The following is a 20650-nucleotide window of genomic DNA, read 5'->3' as shown; positions in this document are numbered from 1 at the left end:
TATAATAACATTGTAATTATAACCTAAAAAGGAGGATGTTTACATGTTTTTGAGAAAAAAAGTGATTCTTTTTCTTAGTTCCGTCTTATTAGTTACTTCTTATGGTTCGATTGCAAATGCTGAACAAATTGGTAATAATGAAAATTATCAATTTGTTCAGTCCCATCATGATAATGAGGAATTTATGGTAAAGAATATCCTTGATGCAAATGGACAACTAGAGAACTTGGAAACAGGAGAAGTTTACGAACTTGAAGTAGGAGAGATCAAAGTACAAAAGCTAGATGACTTTATGCGAATTCAAACCAACGAAACTGCCACACAATATAAAGCTGAAGCTGTAATAAGTGCAACAACCCACACGCAATCTGGAAATAAGACTGACGACAGTATATCACTTAAGGTCTATGCAACTATTTATTATACTTCTTATTCGAAGGATGGCTTTACTTATGTTGGAATGGATAAAATTGATTATAGATTTGATCTACTCGACAGCTCTGTAACAGTGTCTAATAAACGAATTTTAGTTTCACAAAATGGTGGTGCTGGTTATACAAATGGAGGCAAGGCTGTAACTAATCAACAAGACACCTTAAATGCATTTGATTCTGATACGATACTTGTAAGAAATTGGGGTTGGGATGCAGTTCTGAAATATGGTCTCGCTTATGCTTGTGGTATCAATATTACGGCAACATTACAACGCGGTACACATTCGAGTTGGAATTTCGTATTCAATTTTCCGGTAACCTAATAGTTGGATTTTTATCTTATTGAGGAATCATACTTGTTTTTTTGGGGAAGGCTTTAGGTAGTAGGTTAGTTAGCTAATAGATTTATTATACTTAACGACGTTGACGCCCATCGATATGTGATGGGCGTTTTTTCTTATCAAAGTCGAGGATCAACGCTGGACTTTATTCAGTTTTAAACTTAGGAGCGACTTCTGATGCAAGCTTATTTTTGACATTACACTCAAATTCTAAGTCCCTAGACCAACCCATGCATAAGGGAGCTTTAGTCTACATTGAAGGGTCATCACTATACAAATGTAATTCGCTCGATTATTAAATTAGTAAAATTCTCAGGACTAATTCCCCCGATCTATTTTGCTTTCTAAAGCAGACTTCGTTCGTAATCCCTTAGTCGATCGCCAACAAAAGGTAAGGGCGTCAGCGGCCGCTTAACGTTTGCCAATTGCCGCCCGGGGACGCTGGAACTGCTGGCGCGCGAGCTCAACCTCTGCCCTAATAACGCAGTCCTCAACATGATCGTTGAACAACCCCATCGCTTGCATGAAAGCGTACATCGTCGTCGGGCCGACGAATTTCCAGCCTTGCTTTTTGAGCTCTTTCGAGAGCGCGATCGATAGCGCCGAAGTGGATGCAGTTTGCGGCTCCGCAAGTTGACTCCGGTCCGGCTCGTACTTCCAGAAGAAGGCGGCCAACGAGCCCTCCCGATTGACCATCTCTTGCGCCCTCCGTGCATTGTTGATCACCGCCTCGATCTTGCCGCGATGGCGGATGATGCCTTCATTCCCGAGTAGACGATCTAGGTCGCGCTCTGTATAGCTCGCGATCCGGTGAAAGTCAAAATCATGGAATGCTGCACGAAAGTTCTCCCGTTTCACCAGAATCGTCCGCCAACTCAGGCCCGATTGGAACCCTTCCAGGCTGATCTTCTCGAACAACCGGCGATCGTCGTCGACCGGGAATCCCCATTCGGTATCGTGATAATCAAGAAATTCCGGGGCGGCGTCGCACCATCTACAACGCGGTCTACCGTCTGTTTCTGCGATTATTGTATTCATAGGCTTCCTCCTCATTCGAGTGTGCCAGCAGCGAGCTCAAGCAGTCGCACATCTGTTCAATTTCATACCGTATAAACTTCTCGTCCCGAAGATTAGCACGATCGTCCTAATTTGTCAAAATCATCCGACAAGTATCCCAAGATTGAATGACAAAATTGTTAGGTCGAGGTAAGGCAAATCGATGGTTTAGGCCAGCCTGGCGGGATAAGATGGGAGGGAATGAAGTCGGAATTTTGAAAAGGGGGATCGAGATGAGATTGTTTGAACTGTTGCTTCTGCTGTCAAACCTCGGCTTGTTTGCGTTAACCGTTGGCTTAAAAAAGGGACGGCGAAGAAGTCCAGTATTCGCTTTAAGTGGAGTCGCCACACTGATCCTGATCATTCATGGGACGGTGGAAGGATACAGAATTCAGCTATTTTTCCTATATGGCATAACGATCATTTATTTAGTCCTTTCAAGTTACAGCTATTTCAAAAAATGGCTTCTCAAAAATCCCCCGGTTCATGTTGGGCTCGGCTTATACCGCTATAGCGATCATGCTGATCGGAACCGCAGGGCTCATGTACGCTTTTCCTGTATTTCAACTCCCTGAGCCGACAGGTGAATATCAAGTAGGCACGCAAACCTTTCATTTCGTGGATGCACATAGGGAAGAGACCTTTAGCGAAGCCGGCGACGGGAAGCGGAGCATCTAAACTTTACTGATGTACAGTTCATTTCTCCCATTTTCAAAATGCTGGGTATTACAGGGACGATGGCGCCCGAAAGAGCGAACACCGTGATCAATGCCTATATGCTGGATTTCTTCGACAGGTATTTGAAAAATCAGGGCGGTGTCTTCATGAAAGGAGCAGGCACATAACCTTCGTCATGGACACCTGCATATAGCACTGCTATAATCGAGTTATGAACACATATGACAAAATATTAGCAGCTGCTCTAAAGGTCCTCGAAGAGGAGGGCGGAGCCCAATTTTCGACTCGAGCCGTAACTGCGATCGCGCAAGTTTCCGCTCCTACGCTCTATCACCATTTTGGCAATGCCGATGGACTCCTGAGTGCAGCTATAGTGGAAGCGTTCAAGCAATTATTTGAAAGCAAGATTACCGCTGTGGAGTCCACCGTTCCAGAGGTGGCTCTTCGGCAAGGATGGGATGACTATGTCCGCTTTGCGGCTGCCCGTCCTCGGATTTATGCGGCGATGATGGGGCGGTTGCTCGAGGGCGCCCATATCGAGGCGGCAGATCAGTCGTACCAAGTACTAGTGCAAAATGTTAGCAGAGTTGCCGACGAAGGCAAATTGGCTGTGTCAACGCAGGCTGCGGCAGATCTAGTCTGGGCTTCCGCCAATACAGCCGCTTGGTTGTATGTAACGGCCCAAACCCGCAAAGTACCTCCACCCCAACCCGAAGTTGTTGAGCTCATTCGAGAAACCGTAATGCAGATCATTTTGAAGTGAAGCTTCAAAAAAATAAGGACGCATAAGAAAGATCGTCTATCCAACCTGGAACTTCAGGAGGAGGGCGATCTTTTTCATGTTAAGTGGATGCGAGCATAACTTCTCATGGCATCGGCTTGTGCGAAAAATAAAGATATAGCACCGCTATAGACATTGGTGTATAGCGGTGCTATAATCCCTGTATAGCAGTGCTATAGAGGGGTCCGTATCTTATCAAACCTAGGAGGGTTACTATGTCATTCCAAACTCAAGAATTGGTCGTTGTTACAGGAACGTCGAGCGGCATCGGTAGGGCTACCGCGGAGCAGCTCGCCGCCGAAGGATTTCATGTTTTAGCTGGGGTTCGTCGTCAGGAAGACGCGAACAAAATCAAACGCAAAAATATCGAGCCGGTGATCGTTGATGTTACCCAGGTCGACACACTAAAGGCGCTGGCAGAACGGGTGGAGCAAGATCCGCTTGGTCGCCCTTTGCGGGCAGTGGTCAACAATGCCGGCATCGCCGTTAATGCACCTCTTGAGATGGTTCCCCTCGATGAGTTTCGCCGTCAGATCGAAGTCAGCGTGATTGGGCAAGTCGCGGTTATTCAGGCGCTTACCCCGGCCTTGCTGAACAGCGGCGGACGCGTGGTTAATATCGGTTCGCTTGGGGGTAAGGTCTCCATGCCTGGTTTCGGAATTTATTCGGCGGCCAAGTATGCGATGGAAGCCATCAATGACAGTCTCCGCAGGGAGATGTCCTCGTTTGGCCTCAAGGTCATCATGATCACACCGGGTGGTGTCAGCACGGGCCTATCGGAGCGAGGGATTGCGACAGCGGAGCGGCTGGCCAAGTTGATGACGCCGGATCAGCATAGGCGTCATGATCGTCTTTTTGACGCCGTGAAGGCTCAGGCTGAAGCGTGGGCAACAGACGGTATCCGCCCTGAGAAGGTGGCAGCAGTGGTTTCACGGGCAATCCACGTAAATAAGCCGCGCACCCGCTATACAGTCGGTCGTGATTCGGCACTGCTGACCCGACTGATCCGTATTCTCCCAGACAAACTGCTCGACCGGATGCTCCGCAGCCAGATGAAGTTGCAGTAACGGGAGAACGAAATGATGTCACAAAGACAGTCTAAACATGCCATTATTGTTGGTGGATCTTTAGGTGGTCTTATGATGGGGCTTGCGTTGTCTCGTTCTGGTTGTACAGTTACCATTCTTGAACGTGCAGATTCATCATTACGAAATGGCGCTTTTATTCGATAAAGCAGTATCCGAATTCGATAACTATTGATAAATTTGGAGGAATTAGCATGAACGATACGAAGAACCGTTACGTTACCGTACTCTGGGAGGCGAGAGCTAAGGCAGGGAGAGAAGCCGAGATGAAGGCATTCATGACTGCTGCTGTCACCCCGTCGCGCAACGACCAGGGCAACATTGACTATGAGGCTCACGAGGTAGAGGGCCAGCCTGGCACATTCATCATCTACGAGCGCTGGGAAAACCGGGATGCTCTGGATCGGCATCTAAACGCCCCGCGTATGCAGGAACTGGTACCCCAGCTCTTGGAAATGATGGAGGGATCCATTGAGGAAGGGATTCGCCTCCTGCAGCCGTTCCGTCCAACGCGGTAAAATTGAATAGAGAAGGAGGCAAAACATTGGCAACGACGGACCTAGCTTCCTGAAAGCCACCTTCCGTCGTTTAAATTCGAATAAAAGCCGATAGCATACTCAACGTTGTGCTTATCATTCATTTCCGTTTAACGTACAGTCACGAGTGTATATTGGTTACGGTTAGTGAGTATCTGTGAAGGGCGTCCAACTGGGGCGTCCTTCATTTTGCTATATGGATGATGGTAAGGGGGATTGACCTTGGACTTTACTCCAATGTTATGATCGTAAAGGCGCGACGAGTATCTTATAGTGTGGCTATTATGGGATATCGGATATCAGGAGATGAAGTACCCATGGAATCGGTGAAGGGGCAAGGGAATAGTCGATGAACAAAACAGATCGGTTGTTAGCCATCGTGCTGGAGTTGCAAGGCAGGCGAGTGGTACGTGCTGAGGATTTGGCGGCACAATTTGAAACCAGCGAGATCGGATTCGGGAGAAAGCCCAAAAAATTCTAAACCGCTACTGACATGATGTTGTCAGTAGCGGTTTTTTATCATCGGATATGTAAATGTACAGGAAAAAGAGATTAGGAAGGATGATGACTTGTGAATTTCGCTTCGGTACGTATGATTACGGACGACGTAGATCGTCTCGTCGAGCTCTATGAGAACGTTACGGGGGTGTCGGCGGAGCGACCCGCGCCGGTATTTGCCGAATTTGCCTTGCCTTCATGCACCCTTGCCATCGGCCATACCCAGACGACGCAGCTATTCGGCGCTGATTCCGCCCTGGGAGCCCATAACCGTACGGTCATTCTGGAGTTCCGCGTCGCTGATGTCGAAGCCGAATATGTGCGCTTGAAGGCAGTTGTCGAGGATTGGGTAAAGGAACCAACCACGATACCGTGGGGGAACCGTTCGATGCTGTTCCGTGATCCCGACGGCAACTTGCTTAACTTCTTTCAGCCGGTGACCGAGGATGCGATGAAACGGTTTAGTGGCAGATCCTAAAAAAATCAAGCCTGCGATGGGAATATTTCACTTGCCCTCCGCAGGCTTTTCTGTGGCGGCATGCATTTGAGAAAACAACGCAAAGTGATAATTACCCTCACTCTCCTCTATACCTTGTTTATTCTTTACTTCCTATTCTTCGCCTTCGGTAGAGGGGGATGAAGCCCTATGGGATGTGGGATATCGAGAGATGATATATCCCTGGGAATGAACCCATAAGGAGAGAGAGCTCGGAATGAGAGTGAAATTAGAAGGGATTACGATTTTGGCGCTGGATGTTCCTAAATTAACTAGCTCTTATCACGATGTCCTGGGGTTCAAGGTGATCGTAACCGAAGAGAATTACACGGAATTTGAGAATGATGGCGTTCGTCTGGCTATTTTTTCGGGACTCTTAATGGCGGCTAACACAAATGATCACCCTTCTTATGCAGAAGAGCGGAAAGGGCAATCATTTGAGATTAACTTTGAATGTGATACTCCTGAGGAGGTCTACGTGAGGTATGAGGCGCTGATTGCAAAAGGGGCTACGGAGATCACAGCTCCGAAAGTGATGCCCTGGGGGCAAGGTAGAAAGGTTAATGTAAATCGGTAAAAAAATCTTCCAGAATAGATCTCAAGCCTTCCGGATTGCTAATCATCGGTAAATGTCCGGTATCCAAACTTCGTGTAGATTGCGGGGCAAGGTTTGAGATCATCTTGGCTTGCAGAGAAGGGCTAAACTGTTTATCCTTGGTTAGCTTCACATATAGCTTGGGTACATCCGGAATGGACACGTTGGTACGATCAGTATATGCGCGAATGGCCTCGGGAACGAACCCAGTTGCGATCTCCGTTGCTTGATCCAGTGAGAGATCGTTGCATAATCCTGAACGAATAGAGGACTCCGGAGGTCTCGTACCCAGGGTACGCAGGATCACAGACATTAGAATCCGCTGAGGAAACGGCAATACGGATAAGAATGAACCGCCGCTCTTTGGAATTGCCGCCCCAACAGCCACAAACCCCACCACTCGATCCGTCATTAGGGAAGCCAGCCTCAGAGAAAGAACACCTCCAAGTGAATGTGCAACAATGACAATCTTAGGCATCCCCCAATTCTCCACTTGTCTTTTCAGATGGGTCACATAATCCTCCAACGAAAGACCGCTTCTTGAATGAAAAGAATCTTTCCTCTGAGGAAACTCAGCAAGTAAATAAGGATGTTCGAATTCCTCCACAACCTTACTCCAAACATGACCTTCCAAGCCTGCTCCATTGACAAAAACAAATCCTGTTTTATCTAACGATGGTTTACTCATACTGACCCTGCCCCCTATTTGTTGTAGATTATGACGACTTATAGGATAATGGTATCACTTAAACAAGACAATTTATGTCTTATTTACAAGATATAATGAACGAAAATATGAGGAATGAGGTGGGCCGTTGCAAAAGTCTCAGCGTCTCATTCAAATGATGATGAGGATCAACGCAAAGCCATCCTTTACCGTTAGAGAACTGGCGGATGAATTCAATCTGTCTACTCGAACGATTACAAGGGATCTACTTGAGTTAAGCGAACTCGGTGTTCCGATCTATTCGATTCAGGGAAGGGGGGGAGGTTTCAGGCTGCTCCAAGAGCGACTGCTGCCGCCGATCAGCTTTACGGAGAACGAGGCGATTGCCATGTTTTTTGCGTGTCAATCGATGGATTACTTCAGCTCCTTACCATTTGGGGAGGGGGCAGACTCTGCACTTCATAAGTTTTATCATTATTTGCCTGCAGATATTAGGGAACAAATTGACCGGTTAAAGAATCGGATCATGTTCTGGAACCCTTATCGATTGATGTCGGCGGAGATTCTTCAAACTCTCCTGAAAGCGATCATGACCGGTAGCGTAGTCAACATCGAATACAAATCCAGCAGCGGAGTATCGGAGCGGAAAATTCAGCCGATCGGTCTGTATGCCAGTTCTGGCTATTGGTATTGTCCTGCTTATTGCTTCACTAGGGAGGAGATGAGGCAGTTTAGAGTGGATCGGATCCTTTCCGCTACCCTCAACGAATCCATGGCTGGCCGGGAAGATGTAAGCCAGAAGACCTTATTGGATAAGCCTAATAAGAATGATCGGAAACAGATTACACTCGAACTCGAGATGACAAATAAAGGAGTGTGGCTGCTGGAATCCAACACTAGTTTTGGTCCGTTCATACAGCAATGTGAAGATGGTAGTGGATCCTTAACCATGGAAGTAGCGGCAGAGGACATGAAATTCTACGTGGATTTGATCTGGCAGTTCGGGGATGAAGTCAAAGTTGTAGGCCCTACTGAGGCTACGGCCTACATCCATCAAAAAATAGAGTCTATGCGATTGCTTTATCATAGATAGTTAGGCGTCACTCATGAGATTCATACTCTCCCCTTAAAATGAAGACTACATCAGTATATAGTCGATGGTATAGAATAACGAGAGAGGGAATGATCCTAGGAGTGTGACTCCTAGGTAACACGAATGAATGGAGGGATGGGACGTTACAATCAATATTCCCTTGGATCCATCCACAGCAGAAAACACCCAAATCATTGGAAGGTTGGGTAGCAGCCATACTTTATCCGCAAGGTATATGCTCGAAGGGAAGGACCACACAGGGGAACTGTGCAAGATTTATATTGAGAATAACGGTAATATCAACGGCTCAGTGAAAAATGCCTTATTCAGAACTTACCCTAAATTATTACGGATAGTAAGGCGTTGGCTTTTTTAAATGAGGATATTTTAGTTGCAGAAGGACGATCAACGGAGTCTGGTGTAGATATTAAGATATATAGAGCACTATAAAGGGTTATTCTTATCAATTTCTGGTCACTCGGGAAATGAAAACAACGACCATTTCCAAAGAGGCGGCATTTCATGACACGATCAATTGGTTGAACTTGCACGGTGTCACGGTGGATGAGAAGGTCCGCAAGATCGTCTCCCGTCAACTGATGCGATATGGGGGGAATGTCGAGCTGGTGACCGATATTGGATTCCCGTTATATGTCACGAACATTCTGGGAACTTGGAAATTACTTGGAGTTATTGCGATCGTCATGCCTGGTTTCCCCCGACTTAAGGAATGGGCATATAGCGGGATCTTCTTCCTCATGACGGGCGCTGCCTTATCTCATGCGTTCGCTCATGATTACGGCGATTATGGATTCCATGTAATCTTGCCGCTCTTCTATGCTGCGCTTGCCATGGCCTCCTGGGCGCTGCGCCAGAAGAGTCGCAGACTTTAACATTTCACCCCGGAGCACCGATGAACTTCCTGCATGCCTTTCGTCTATATAAGCGAGAAACAAAAAAATAGACGAAAATCAGGAAAGAGGTGTCCATGAATATGGCTGCAAATCAAGCAAGGACAGTTCGGCTTACTCCCTATATTACTTTAGAGGGACGTGCGAGGGAGGCTATTCAGTTCTACGAAGAGGCGATCGGAGCTGAGGTCATTTCCATGATTACTTACGGCGAGATGCCGGAAATGCCCAATACGTTTACGGAAGATATGAAGCGATTGGTGGCCCACGCCAAGGTAAAGGTAGGAGACGCGGAGATCATGCTTTCGGATACGCCAGGGGGTTCACCGCTGGGGGAAGGGAAAAGGGTGACGATTTGTATCACGACGAACCATGTTGAGCACTCCAGAGCCATTTTTGAGGCCCTGCGGCAAGACGGCGAAATCAATGTTCCGTTTCAAGAGGAATCCTTTAGCCCAGGATTTGGCGATGTCACGGACCAATTCGGCGTGACGTTCCAAGTTTATACAGAGACGCTTTGAAACGATCATAAAATAAATAAAATACACTTCAAGCACCCTGACATGATGTTGTCAGGGTGCTTCGTTTAGGATGGATATAGAAGCACAACAAACGAACCCATTTCGAGGAGGAAATTGTTTATGACGGATTCTAAACCCATCATTACTGAGGGAAACGCCGCAATTCAACCGTTTCATATCTCTGTGCCGCAAGGAGACCTGGATGATCTTCGGAATCGGTTGGCTCTGTCCATGAGAAAGCGATACATATAAAGTAGATCTACATATCGTGACCGGGCCTTACATGCATAACCGGGATGAAGACGACCACCGAATTACGGCCAACGATTTCTTCACCTACAATTTAATCAAGAAAAGCCGTCTCTACAACTTAGTTGAGAACGAATATATGACCCTATGGGAAAGACGGGAAATTTTGACTAAAGCGATGATTTAGCTATTTATTCATTCGGAAATATCGGATACTGACTGTAGTCCAAACGCTCCAGAAAATCTACGAGATGAAGGCATGAAGAACAGCCTCCCACATTGATGGGGGGCTGTTCGTGTTGTTATAATAATGACATGTCAAACCCAATAAATACCACCAAATTCTATATCCCTGCCCCTAGGTCGAGAACGGTGATGCGCCGGAGGTTAACGGAGAAATTAAACAAGGGTTTGCACCGTAAATTAACCCTGATCTCTGCGCCGGCGGGTTATGGAAAAACAACGTTAGTATGCGAATGGCTATCCGATTGCGGGCGGCCGGCGGCATGGCTATCGCTTGAACAGAGAGATACCGAGCTCACGCGATTCTTGACGTATTTGATTTCCGCTCTCCAGACGATAGAGGAGGAGATAGGCATGGGTGTGCTTTCCATCCTCCATTCCCCGCAGCCGACACCAACGGAGTCAATCCTGACGGCTCTTCTCCAGGAACTTACAACCATTTCGATTCCATTTCTCTTGGTCCTTGACGATTACCATGCGGCGAGCTCGAGAGAGGTCGACGAGGCGGTGGGGTTCCTGCTGGACCACCTTCCCACGCAGATGCACCTGGTCTTAACGACCCGCGAGGATCCTTCACTTTCATTGCCGAGGTTGCGGGTTCGCGATCAATTAACAGAGCTTCGCGCTGCCGACTTGAAATTCACAGTGCCTGAAGCCGAAAACCTCCTAAATCAGCTGATGGATCTACAGCTTTCCACGGACCATATTACCGAGCTGCAATCCCGCACCGAGGGATGGGCTGCCGGGCTACGGATGGCTGCGCTCTCGATCGAAGAGGACCACGATGCCGAGCGGCTTCTTAAGGCCTTCTCAGGTAATCATCATTTTGTCCTGGATTATCTTGTGGATGAAGTTCTGCAGCGTCAGTCTGAGGTCGTACAGCATTTTCTCTTGAGGACCTCTCTCCTGGACCGTATGTGTGGATCGTTATGCGATGGCTTGATGCGCCACCCTGAGTGTTCGGGGAATGAAGTGTTGCTCGAGCTGGATCGAAGAAATTTGTTTGTTATCCCCCTCGATCCAGAACGGCGGTGGTATCGATATCACCATTTGTTTGCGGATATCCTTCGTAGGCGACTGTTGGATCATATTCATGCGAGCGAACTCTCCGAATTACACCAGAGGGCAAGCCGATGGTATGAAGAACATGGTTTCGAGATCGAAGCGTTTCATCATGCCATAGAGGCGCGGGATGTGGAAAGAAGCCGGCGTCTGCTTACAGGCAATGGAATGCCGCTGCATCTGCGCGGGGCGGCAAGAATGACGATCCGCTGGTTGGATTCGCTGCCTGTTAAGGAACTGGATGCGCGGCCGGAGTTATGGGTCTACTATGGTTCTGCTCTATTAATTGCGGGTCAACCGACAGGGGTCGAGGGCAAGCTTCGAGCGGCCGAGATCGCATTGGAGAGGGCGGAACAGGACGACGGCGTCAGGGACCTGATCGGATGGATAGCGGCATCCCGTGCAACCCTAGCCTCATTAAGTTTGACGGATCAACAGGATGCTGCGGAACCCCATCTCCATGCTGCCGAAGCGGCAATGCAAGTCTCGCAGATCGAGGATAAGACGGAGGATCTGGTCGGGTTAATTGCGCCTGTTAGGAATGCCGGGATTCGTGAACCGGGCGCACTAGACCAAGTCATCCACCAATCTCGCCGCGCGCTGGCTTATTTGCGACCGGATCATCTTCCCGTTCGAACGGCATCCGCTTGGATGCTGGGCGTCGCTAGTCAGCGACGGGGAGATTACGATGAGGCTTGCGAAGCCTATAACGAAGTCATCGCAAACTCCCAAAGGATGGATCATCAACTGATGGCGGTCATGGCGATGATCGGAATCGCTCAGATTAGAGAAGCAGAAGGGCGGCCCGATTTAGCGGAGGAACGGTACCGGGAAGCTGTAAGGCGATCGGGTAATCTGCCGCATCCAGCTAGGAAAGAAGCAGAACTTGGCCTGGAGCGCGTGCAACGTGCGCTTGAGTCCGGGAGTAAGGCGAACGGGATCGAGCCGCTTAGCCAACGCGAAATGGAAGTGCTGCAGCTGATTTCTGAGGGACTCTCCAATCGGGAAATCGCTGAGAAACTTTACTTGGCACTGGATACGGTGAAAGGCCATAACCGAAGGATTTATGAGAAGCTTCACGCACAACGACGCACGGAAGCGATCGCCCGCGCTCGCGAACTCAACTTAATTAGCAACCCTACAAAACCACACTAAAGTGTCTACAGGCTCTCCTCTCATCAAGCTATACTGCTCTTAAATCGCAATGAGAGGGGATCAGGCAGGATGAAGGCAGAGCGTGTGGCAGGGGTTTTATTTTTCGTATCGACAGGTGCATTTCTGGTGGGCAGCGGGATACTGGATCCGATTTTACATCGAACAGATATACTGGTGGGTGTAGGTTCCAGTCGAACGAGCTTGTTTGTAGGAGGGTTCTTGGAGTTCATTAACGCCATCGCGGTTGTGGGAATTGCGATGCTGTTGCATCCGACGTTAAAGAAATATCATGAAACGTTTGCGTTCGGCTACTTCGTTTCTCGGGTCATGGAGTCGGCGATACTGATCATCAGTTTAATCGGGCCGCTTCTTCTTCTCGCGTTAAGTCAGCAATCCGTATCCGCCGGAGCAACGGGTGATGCCTACCTGCAGACCTTAGGGAGTTTAACGGTGGAAACCCATGAGTTATTATTTGATATCGCCATGCTTGTGCTAAGTGTAGGCAGCTTGTTATTTTGTTCGATTCTTTATCAATCAAGACTGGTTCCACGATGGTTGTCTGTGATCGGCTTCATCGGGTATGCGAGTTTGTTAGCGAGCAGCTCTCTGTCCCTGGGCGGCCTGGATGCGAGTGAGATTCTTTACCTCCCAGGTGCGATCTTCGAAATCGTTTTGCCGGTATGGCTCATCTTGAAGGGATTTCAACTACAGCCGCAAGCCTCGGCATCCGTTTCTTCCGAAACCATTCACCGATGAATCTGGCAATTGGATATCGTCTAAATAGATAAGCATTCGAAAAATAAGTAGTAGGAGCTGATGAACATGAAGAAGGCGGGATGGGCGAGCCCAATTACCGAAATCACTTTGTTTGTAGAAGATCTGCAGCGGTCGAAGGCGTTTTATCAAGGGCCGCTTCAACTCGCGATACATTATGAAGATGCTGATTGCGCCGTATTTGATTTTGGAAACACCTGCATCAATCTCTTACATCAAAACAATGCCCCGGAATTAATTGAGCCGGCTCAGGTTGGTCGGAGCGGAGAGGGGACACGGTTTCTGTTCACGATTCAAGTGCCAGACGTTGACCGGGTCTGCACCGAACTGGAAGAGCAAGGCGTGAAGTTGCTAAATGGTCCGATCACTCGTCCGTGGGGGCGGCGCACCGCTTGTTTCGCCGATCCAGACGGGTATGTATGGGAGATCGCGCAGCTGCTATAAAGGGAATCGTAACCATAGGAATGCAATTTTTCATCCCTAACCCTCAAATCGCGGGAGGATTTTTCTATGATATATGGAAAGATATGAAGTACCCGCGTGGGCGATCCGTTCGGGAAGTTAATGATGGAAATGAGGAAATTGAACTGATGTCACAGATTCAGTTAGGGAGTACCCGGTTAACAGGGGCGGATGGCGTTCGTGCGATCGCATGTATGTCTGTCATCCTACATCATTTGTCACAACGTCTAGCGATGCCCGCGCAAGAGAAATGGCTTCAAGAAGTACAGTCAATTGCCCTGCTTGGGAACAGTGGGGTCAGCTTATTTTTTGTGTTAAGCGGTTTTTTGTTGTCGTTCCCCTTTTGGAGTGCCTACTTGACTCATAAATCGTTCCCGAGTATCCGAACGTATGCCAAGCGCCGCGCTGCTAGAATCATGCCCGGCTACTATGTGTCGTTCCTCGTTTGTTTGGTGCTCGTCTGGAGCCTGAGTATTCCTACGGATTTCATGTGGCAGCGAATCCTTACGGGGTTCACATTTACGGGAGGTTTCCACTATACCACGTTCTTCCCGTCCGACCTGAACGGGCCGTTCTGGTCGATCAGCTTCGAGGTGTTCAGTTACTTACTAATGCCTTTGTTTATGGCGATATTGTTCGTGCTCGGCAAGCGACGCTCGTTTGGAAAGGCCATCTTGTTCTGGTTGATCACGTTCGGATTCGTGCTTGTCGCTAACTCGCTTGTTCATCTGTGGTTTACGCCAAGCGAGGAGGGCCGGGGTTGGGATTTTGGTCAAATTGGCGGTGCAAAATTCTGGATGCCGAATTACAATCCGATCGGATTCTTTGGTCACTTCACTATCGGTATTCTGGGGGCAGGCATAACGGTAGCGATTATGCAGCGCGGCGCCGCCATCGAACGGTTGCGCAAGCGCGGACTGTTTGATGTCGTTGGGGCAGCCGCATTGGTGCTTGCCGGATTGCTGATCTGGCGCATGCGTCACCTCGGCGAATTTGACTTCAGCCTCCAGCAGCAGCCGTACTATTTTCCGACGTATGCCATCTTGTTTGGTATTGTGTTGTTCACGGCACCGTTCAGCTTGACCTTAGGGCGTTGGCTGGATAATGGGTTGTTCCGATTTATCGCCAAGATTTCATTTGGCCTGTACATATGGCATTATTTATTCATCACGTTGATCGAAAAATACAGCATTCCGGATTATCACTATTTCGGCATCGTAGACGTGGGGCGATGGCTCACCATCAGTGGTTTTGTTGTCCTCATTTCGTTTGTCGCGGCAACGATTTCTTATTACCTCATTGAGCAACCGTTTATCAATTGGTCGAAAGGCAAGCCGTTCTTCAAGCGTAAGCCAACGGAACCAAGTGAGGTAAATGCCGCCTAAATGAACATACAAGGAGTGGAATTGGAATGTATCCGAGCTTTGATTTAAACGGGAAAATTGCGGTCATCACCGGTGCGAGTATGGGAATCGGGTATGGACTTACCAAAGCGTTGGCTCATGCCGGAGCCACGGTTGTAGCTACCGCACGGAATATGACCAAGCTCCAGCAGCTCTGCGAGGAGATTCGCCAAGAAGGCGGTAAGGCCTTTGCCGTATCCTTAGATGTCACGGATGTTCCCCAGATCCAATCTGTCATGAACCAAATTGCCAAAGACCATGGAAGAATCGATATCCTGGTGAATAACGCGGGGCTTGGCGACAACCATCCTGCGACCGAGGTCACGGAAGCGGATTGGGATCAGATGATGGATGTCAACCTGAAGGGATTGTTCTTCTGCTGCCAGGCTGCTGGTAAAATTATGCTTGAACAAGAAAATGGGCGGATTGTGAACATGAGCTCCCAAGCGAGTGTCGTGGGGATTCGCGACCATGCTGTGTATTGCACGACAAAGGGCGGGGTCAATCAACTCACACGTGTTCTTGCCCTCGAATGGTCCGCACGTGGTGTAAATGTGAATGCTGTGGGGCCAACATTTACCTATACACCAGGAACTGCTGAGCGGCTCGATGATCCCGAATACCTGCAAGGGGTGCTGAATCGAATCCCGGCACAGAAGGTAGCAGGGATTCAGGATGTTGCGGGTGCGGTCATTTACCTGGCATCCGCGGCAGGCGATATGGTGACAGGCACTATCTTGATGGTTGACGGAGGCTGGACGGCTCAATAAAGTGAAGATGAATTATGAGGGACTCCTGAGAGTCCCTCTAACTTTTTTGCAGAGATCTATTCTCGTTTCTTCCCCACCGCACCAAGGAATAGGACGAATTCTTCCTCCCCATCTAGACCTAAGACCTCGTCGATGAGGTTTTGGTCATAGATCCCGATCGCACAAGCCCCGGCATCGATCGATTCGCTTGCCAGGTATAGGTTCTGGGAGACGTGACCGATATCGATGAGGATTTTTTTGTGCGCGGAGATATCATATTTCCATTCCGAACGGTAAGGAATCGTACTCCATGCGAACAGGACAGCCGCTTTTTTCGTAAAATGGGGGACAAAGGGCTGCTCTAAGGTAATCGCATCAATTTTCCGGTCCATTTCGTCCAGTTCAGACACAAACAAGAGCTTGTGCTCGACCGGTAGATATCGGTAAATTCCTTGGCGGATTCCCTCTACCCGCATAATGAAAAGATAAGTTTCAAAAGTATGGGTTGCGCCGCTGCATGGTACCGTACGAAGGGTAAGTCCGGTCTTCGTGGTACTCGTAATGCCTTGAGTCGCCCATAAGAGATAGGATAACTCCTCAAGCTGTAAACTTTCTGCCGAATAAAACCGGGTACTTCTCCGCTCCTTGATGCAATCATAAATATTGGATTTGCTGACAACCTCCTCACTTGGCTCCGGAAGGTCAATGATCTCGGAGGAAGAGGCGTAAGGCTTCACGATCGCGGGTTGGGGCAAGCCCTTTATCTTATCTGTTTTCACATGTTTAAATTCAAGAAAGTTGGACTTTAAGAAATTTCTTTGCTGTTCATATCGTCCCATGCTAGAACCTCCTAGGATATCTCTACTCGATAAAAAAGTATACACCTCTAATCCGTCGAGCTTGTGATATGAATCACGTACTTGTCTTCAGGCAGAAAACGGCGATCCTCCGCTCTTGGAGAATCGCCGCTGGGTACCGAAGATCTATGGTGCTGCAGGTTACCGTATTCCCTTCATAAACCCCTGGATTTTGGAGGAGAAGGAGAAGAGCAGAATACTGAGGAGAATAGCCGCTCCTCCAATAACGCCAAAGTACGCCATTTCTGTGGCGGGTGAATAGAATTTAACCACTTGCGCATTCATCGCTTGGGCCGCCGCACTGGATAAGAACCATAAACTCATGGTCTGGGCGGAGAAAGCGGAGGGCGCCAATTTCGTCGTGGCCGACAGCCCGACCGGAGACAAGCACAATTCCCCTAACACAACGATGAAATAACTAAGAACGAGCCAGAGCGGATTCACCAAGGCATCCTCACCGCCGAAATAAGCCGGCAATAGGATCACCAGGAAAGATAAGCCGGCGAACAACAAACCTAAGGCGAATTTTTTCGGAATCGAAGGCTGCCGTTTGCCCAGCTTCAGCCAGAACCAGGCAAATACGGGAGCTAAGGTGATAATGAATAATGGATTTAAAGATTGAAACCAAGCGGGTGAAATGTGAATGCCGGCATAGTCCAACTGCGTCCGCTTATCCGCGTAATTGGCAAGGATGGTTGACCCTTGTTCTTGGATCGCCCAGAACATGATCGCCGCAATAAACAGCGGAATATAAGCAATGAGCCTGGAACGTTCAACGCTGGTCGTACGCGGGCTGCGGTACATTACAATAAAATAGGAAGTTGGAATTAGAATCCCCAGAAGGCCTACGATCACGATAAACGATTCGAAGGTCAGCCAACCTAACGGGATGGTGATGGCAACAATCACGGCAAGAAGCAATACGCCGAGCCCGATTCTGCGAAACACCTTTTTTCGTTCAGCTGGAGATAACGGACTAGCCACGAAAGTGCCGGCGAGCCCGAGGTTTCTTTTTCGAGTATAGACAAAAATAGCTAATCCAAAGAACATGCCGACGGCAGCAATGCCGAAGCCCAAGTGGAAGTTGTAATCCATGCCGATCGTTCCTACGATCAGCGGAGAGAGGAATGCGCCCAGATTAATCCCCATATAGAACAGGCTAAAGCCTGCATCCCGTCGCTGGTCGGATTCACTATAGAGTTCTCCCACAATGCTGGATACGTTGGGCTTCAGCAAGCCCGTACCTAACACGATCAGAACCATGGAGACGAAGAATAAGGGGACACTTCCCGGAATGGCCAAGGCAATATGCCCCAGCATAATGAGAATGCCGCCGTAAAAGACAGCGCGAGAAGCTCCGAATACCCGATCTGCTAACCAACCGCCAATAATCCCGGACATATACACAAGGGAACCGTAAATGGACATAATGGCGAGAGCCATGCCCTCTTCCATGCCGAGTCCGCCTTGACTTAATTCGTAGTACATGTAGAAAGTCAGAATCGCTTTCATTCCATAATAAGAAAACCGCTCCCAAAACTCCGTGAAGAACAAAGTGAACAATCCTTTGGGATGTCCAAAAAAGCCTCGTTGCGGAACGCTTTCCACAACCTTTTGTTTATTGACGTCAATCATGCTGTTACTTCCTCCCTAGGCGGCAAGCAATGGTGTGTTTGAAATGCAAATGTACGGTACTAAGAATCAGAATACCCAGTATCGGCCATTTTCAACTGGATTCGAAATGACAGTATAACACACGCAGGATGGGCTTAACTATAAATTTGGTTGCAGCACAAATATCGCCGTCCAAGATCCCTACTGGGAATCGGACGGCAATAGGAGTTTCGTCTTCAAAGTTATATGCGGGGGCGGATCACCATTTCATTCACATCGACGTGTTCGGGTTGTTCGAGGGCATAAGCGATCCCGCGAGCAATGGCGGAGGCGGGCAGCGCCGTACGTCGGTATTCTTTCATCAACGCTTTGGCTTCGTTATCCGTGATGGTCTCCGCCAACTCGGACTCCGTAACCCCCGGCGAAACCAGAGTTACGCGGATGCCTTGTCCCGTAACCTCCTGCCTTAAGCCGTCGCTTATGGCCCGTACGGCATATTTGGTTGCACAATAGACCGCTGCTGTCGGGGTCACCTCATAAGCTCCGATCGAGGCCACATTAATGAAATGCCCAAATCCTTGCTCCTTCATGATCGGAAGCCCGGCGGCAATCCCGTGAAGCACGCCGCGGATATTCACGTCGATCATCCGGTTCCATTCGTCAATCTTCAAGGCGGCCAAGGGCGAAAGCGGCATCAGGCCGGCATTGTTAACGATCGCGTCCACTTTCCCAAACCGATCAACGGCCAACCGGACAATGGCCCGCATCTGATCTAGATCCGTCACATCCAACTTCTGAACGGCAACCGATGCGCCATCCTCCTGCAGGGAGGACGCCAGAGCCTCAAGCTTCTCTAAACGCCGCGCACCAATGATAATGTTGGCGCCTTTGCTTGCCAGTTCACGGGCCGTCGCTTCGCCAATCCCGCTGCTTGCTCCAGTAATCATCACCGTTTTTCCATGAAGTGTAGTCATCCTACATCGCTCCTTCCTATTGATTTTCTCGATAGAGGACCATACCCGCGTGGTACAAGACCCCGTCGATGAAATCCCCGTCTGCTGTAAAGCCGGTGTCATCCACATATTCGATATGATCGCCTGCGAGGGTGTAGCTCCCTTGGTAGGCGCTTTTGCGATTCCCTCGAGCTTCATCGTATCGTCCGTTGGGCAGCAGTTCATGACGAATGTAGCCGTCTTCCGTTACCCACATCCCGATATAGGGATGAGATGTGTTTATTTGGGTGTTCATTGAATTCTCTCCTTCCGTACTCTCGGCAAAGCCAGCCGAGTGCTTGATACCCCTTCATTATGGGCCGAGGTGAACCTAAGGCGGTAGCTGAATGATGCACGAAACTTGCCTAATCCTCCAAAACATAATAGGGTAGATATCAAGAGACGAAACAATGGGGGGTGATGGTTATGGAAGAACAGTTTGCAGGAAGAATTGAGGAATTAGCTGGGATCATAGGGCGATTTGTTAGAGAAGACGGAACGCAGGATATGAAGATCCCCGGTTTGTCCCTAATTCGGACCTCCCAGATTTCCGAACGGGTGCATTCGGTTTATGAACCATCGCTTTGTATTGTGGCCCAAGGTTCAAAAGTCGTGATGCTGGGAGAAGAGAGCTATCGCTACGATCCATCCAGTTACTTGACGGCATCGGTTCACTTACCCATCACGGGTCAGGTGTTGGAGGCGTCACCCGAAACACCATACTTAAGCCTGCAATTGCGATTTCATATGAATCAGGTCCTTGAAGTGATTCGCTCCTCGGGCGAAGCAAAGCGGAGGAACCCCGCGCCTGGACGCGGCCTCGTGGTCAGTCGGATGAACGATGCACTCCTCGATGCCATTCTAAGACTGGTACGGCTGCTGGATGCGCCTCAGGAAATTCCCGTGCTTGCCGAGAGTATCATTCGTGAGGTGATTTACCGCGTAGTTCAGGATGAACAGAACGCGGCGCTCAAGCAGTTCGCCCTCATTGGCAGCCATGCACAGCGAATCACGAAGGTGATCGAGCGGATGAACCGTGAATATACACAGCCCTTGCGTGTGGAAAAATTGGCGGAGGAGGCGCGCATGAGCGCATCTTCTTTGTATCATTATTTTAAGGAAGTTACGGGCATGAGCCCAATCCAGTACCAGAAACAGCTAAGGCTCCAGGAAGCGCGACGGCTGCTGATCACGGAGGGACTGGAAGCCGCTGAAGCGGCATTTCAGGTGGGATACGAAAGCCCGTCGCATTTTAGCCGGGAGTATGCGCGGAAGTTTGGGTTGCCTCCGGGGAGAGATATCCGGCATTTACGCAAGACCCTTGGCGGTTGGAATAACTCCTAATAATTCCTAATTGTTCTGTCACAAATCACAAGGCTTCCTCGTCTTGAGTTCAGC

At 48.9% G+C, this 20650-nt stretch carries 23 protein-coding genes and 1 pseudogene; 18 read left to right on the top strand and 6 right to left on the bottom strand.

Going from position 1 to position 20650, the window contains the following annotated elements; genetic code table 11:
* The first annotated feature begins 43 nt into the window (after window positions 1-43).
* Entirely contained in the window at window positions 44-757 is a 714-nt protein-coding gene (locus tag M0651_RS05690; protein WP_248550874.1) for a hypothetical protein, read from the top strand.
* A gap of 429 nt (window positions 758-1186) precedes the next feature.
* Here M0651_RS05690 and M0651_RS05685 read toward each other — a convergent pair whose 3' ends face one another.
* Entirely contained in the window at window positions 1187-1813 is a 627-nt protein-coding gene (locus tag M0651_RS05685) for a DNA-3-methyladenine glycosylase I (protein WP_248550873.1), read from the bottom strand.
* 251 nt (window positions 1814-2064) lie between these two features.
* Between M0651_RS05685 and M0651_RS05680 the strand changes: the two genes are divergently transcribed.
* From M0651_RS05680 to M0651_RS05645, 8 genes and pseudogenes are all read left to right on the top strand, one after another.
* Window positions 2065-2406, top strand: a complete 342-nt coding sequence (locus M0651_RS05680; protein WP_248550872.1) for a hypothetical protein — start codon at window positions 2065-2067, stop codon at window positions 2404-2406.
* Between the two features lie 314 nt (window positions 2407-2720).
* On the top strand, window positions 2721-3272 hold the full coding sequence (locus tag M0651_RS05675) for a TetR/AcrR family transcriptional regulator (RefSeq protein WP_248550871.1): 552 nt from the start codon (window positions 2721-2723) through the stop codon (window positions 3270-3272).
* A 233-nt stretch (window positions 3273-3505) separates the two neighbouring features.
* Window positions 3506-4357, top strand: a complete 852-nt coding sequence (locus M0651_RS05670; protein WP_248550870.1) for an SDR family NAD(P)-dependent oxidoreductase — start codon at window positions 3506-3508, stop codon at window positions 4355-4357.
* A 15-nt stretch (window positions 4358-4372) separates the two neighbouring features.
* Window positions 4373-4522 (top strand): NAD-binding protein, encoded by a 150-nt coding sequence (locus M0651_RS05665; RefSeq protein WP_248550869.1) that lies wholly within the window; start codon window positions 4373-4375, stop codon window positions 4520-4522.
* A gap of 47 nt (window positions 4523-4569) precedes the next feature.
* Window positions 4570-4893, top strand: coding sequence for a putative quinol monooxygenase (locus M0651_RS05660; protein ID WP_248550868.1), 324 nt, complete (start codon window positions 4570-4572; stop codon window positions 4891-4893).
* A gap of 367 nt (window positions 4894-5260) precedes the next feature.
* A pseudogene (locus tag M0651_RS24065) lies at window positions 5261-5356 on the top strand (helix-turn-helix transcriptional regulator); the annotation flags it as partial.
* Between the two features lie 126 nt (window positions 5357-5482).
* A complete protein-coding gene (locus M0651_RS05655; protein ID WP_248550867.1) occupies window positions 5483-5887 on the top strand; it encodes a VOC family protein in 405 nt (134 codons plus the stop codon).
* Window positions 5888-6122: 235 nt separating this feature from the next.
* Complete coding sequence (locus M0651_RS05645) at window positions 6123-6482, top strand: VOC family protein (RefSeq protein WP_248550866.1); 360 nt, start codon at window positions 6123-6125, stop codon at window positions 6480-6482.
* On the opposite strand, the gene M0651_RS05640 is transcribed toward M0651_RS05645, so the two are convergent.
* Complete coding sequence (locus M0651_RS05640) at window positions 6466-7188, bottom strand: alpha/beta fold hydrolase (RefSeq protein WP_248550865.1); 723 nt, start codon at window positions 7186-7188, stop codon at window positions 6466-6468. The genes M0651_RS05645 and M0651_RS05640 overlap by 17 nt on opposite strands.
* Window positions 7189-7315: 127 nt before the next feature.
* Here M0651_RS05640 and M0651_RS05635 point away from each other — a divergent pair, with 127 nt between their 5' ends.
* From M0651_RS05635 to M0651_RS05600, 8 genes are all read left to right on the top strand, one after another.
* On the top strand, window positions 7316-8260 hold the full coding sequence (locus M0651_RS05635) for a helix-turn-helix transcriptional regulator (protein WP_248550864.1): 945 nt from the start codon (window positions 7316-7318) through the stop codon (window positions 8258-8260).
* Between the two features lie 485 nt (window positions 8261-8745).
* Complete coding sequence (locus tag M0651_RS05630; protein WP_248550863.1) at window positions 8746-9153, top strand: DoxX family protein; 408 nt, start codon at window positions 8746-8748, stop codon at window positions 9151-9153.
* A gap of 101 nt (window positions 9154-9254) precedes the next feature.
* Window positions 9255-9692, top strand: a complete 438-nt coding sequence (locus M0651_RS05625; RefSeq protein ID WP_248550862.1) for a VOC family protein — start codon at window positions 9255-9257, stop codon at window positions 9690-9692.
* An 846-nt stretch (window positions 9693-10538) separates the two neighbouring features.
* Window positions 10539-12401: a winged helix-turn-helix domain-containing protein gene (locus tag M0651_RS05620; RefSeq protein WP_248550861.1), complete on the top strand. Its 1863-nt coding sequence runs from the start codon at window positions 10539-10541 to the stop codon at window positions 12399-12401.
* 69 nt (window positions 12402-12470) lie between these two features.
* A complete protein-coding gene (locus M0651_RS05615) occupies window positions 12471-13157 on the top strand; it encodes a DUF4386 domain-containing protein (protein WP_248550860.1) in 687 nt (228 codons plus the stop codon).
* Window positions 13158-13223: 66 nt separating this feature from the next.
* Window positions 13224-13619, top strand: coding sequence for a VOC family protein (locus M0651_RS05610; RefSeq protein ID WP_248550859.1), 396 nt, complete (start codon window positions 13224-13226; stop codon window positions 13617-13619).
* A 146-nt stretch (window positions 13620-13765) separates the two neighbouring features.
* Window positions 13766-15022 (top strand): acyltransferase family protein, encoded by a 1257-nt coding sequence (locus M0651_RS05605; protein ID WP_248550858.1) that lies wholly within the window; start codon window positions 13766-13768, stop codon window positions 15020-15022.
* 26 nt (window positions 15023-15048) lie between these two features.
* Complete coding sequence (locus tag M0651_RS05600; protein ID WP_248550857.1) at window positions 15049-15810, top strand: SDR family NAD(P)-dependent oxidoreductase; 762 nt, start codon at window positions 15049-15051, stop codon at window positions 15808-15810.
* A gap of 56 nt (window positions 15811-15866) precedes the next feature.
* Here M0651_RS05600 and M0651_RS05595 read toward each other — a convergent pair whose 3' ends face one another.
* The 4 genes from M0651_RS05595 to M0651_RS05580 form a co-directional block, all read right to left on the bottom strand.
* Window positions 15867-16628: a SagB/ThcOx family dehydrogenase gene (locus M0651_RS05595; protein ID WP_248550856.1), complete on the bottom strand. Its 762-nt coding sequence runs from the start codon at window positions 16626-16628 to the stop codon at window positions 15867-15869.
* A gap of 159 nt (window positions 16629-16787) precedes the next feature.
* On the bottom strand, window positions 16788-18281 hold the full coding sequence (locus tag M0651_RS05590) for a peptide MFS transporter (protein WP_248550855.1): 1494 nt from the start codon (window positions 18279-18281) through the stop codon (window positions 16788-16790).
* 221 nt (window positions 18282-18502) lie between these two features.
* Entirely contained in the window at window positions 18503-19234 is a 732-nt protein-coding gene (locus M0651_RS05585; protein ID WP_248550854.1) for an SDR family oxidoreductase, read from the bottom strand.
* Between the two features lie 16 nt (window positions 19235-19250).
* A complete protein-coding gene (locus M0651_RS05580; protein WP_248550853.1) occupies window positions 19251-19508 on the bottom strand; it encodes an Atu4866 domain-containing protein in 258 nt (85 codons plus the stop codon).
* Window positions 19509-19678: 170 nt separating this feature from the next.
* Here M0651_RS05580 and M0651_RS05575 point away from each other — a divergent pair, with 170 nt between their 5' ends.
* On the top strand, window positions 19679-20596 hold the full coding sequence (locus M0651_RS05575) for an AraC family transcriptional regulator (RefSeq protein ID WP_248550852.1): 918 nt from the start codon (window positions 19679-19681) through the stop codon (window positions 20594-20596).
* Window positions 20597-20650 lie beyond the last annotated feature (54 nt).

This window comes from Paenibacillus mellifer (genome assembly GCF_023195895.1).
GTDB classification, from domain to species: domain Bacteria; phylum Bacillota; class Bacilli; order Paenibacillales; family Paenibacillaceae; genus Fontibacillus; species Fontibacillus mellifer.
This window is presented reverse-complemented; position numbering and strand designations above follow the sequence as displayed.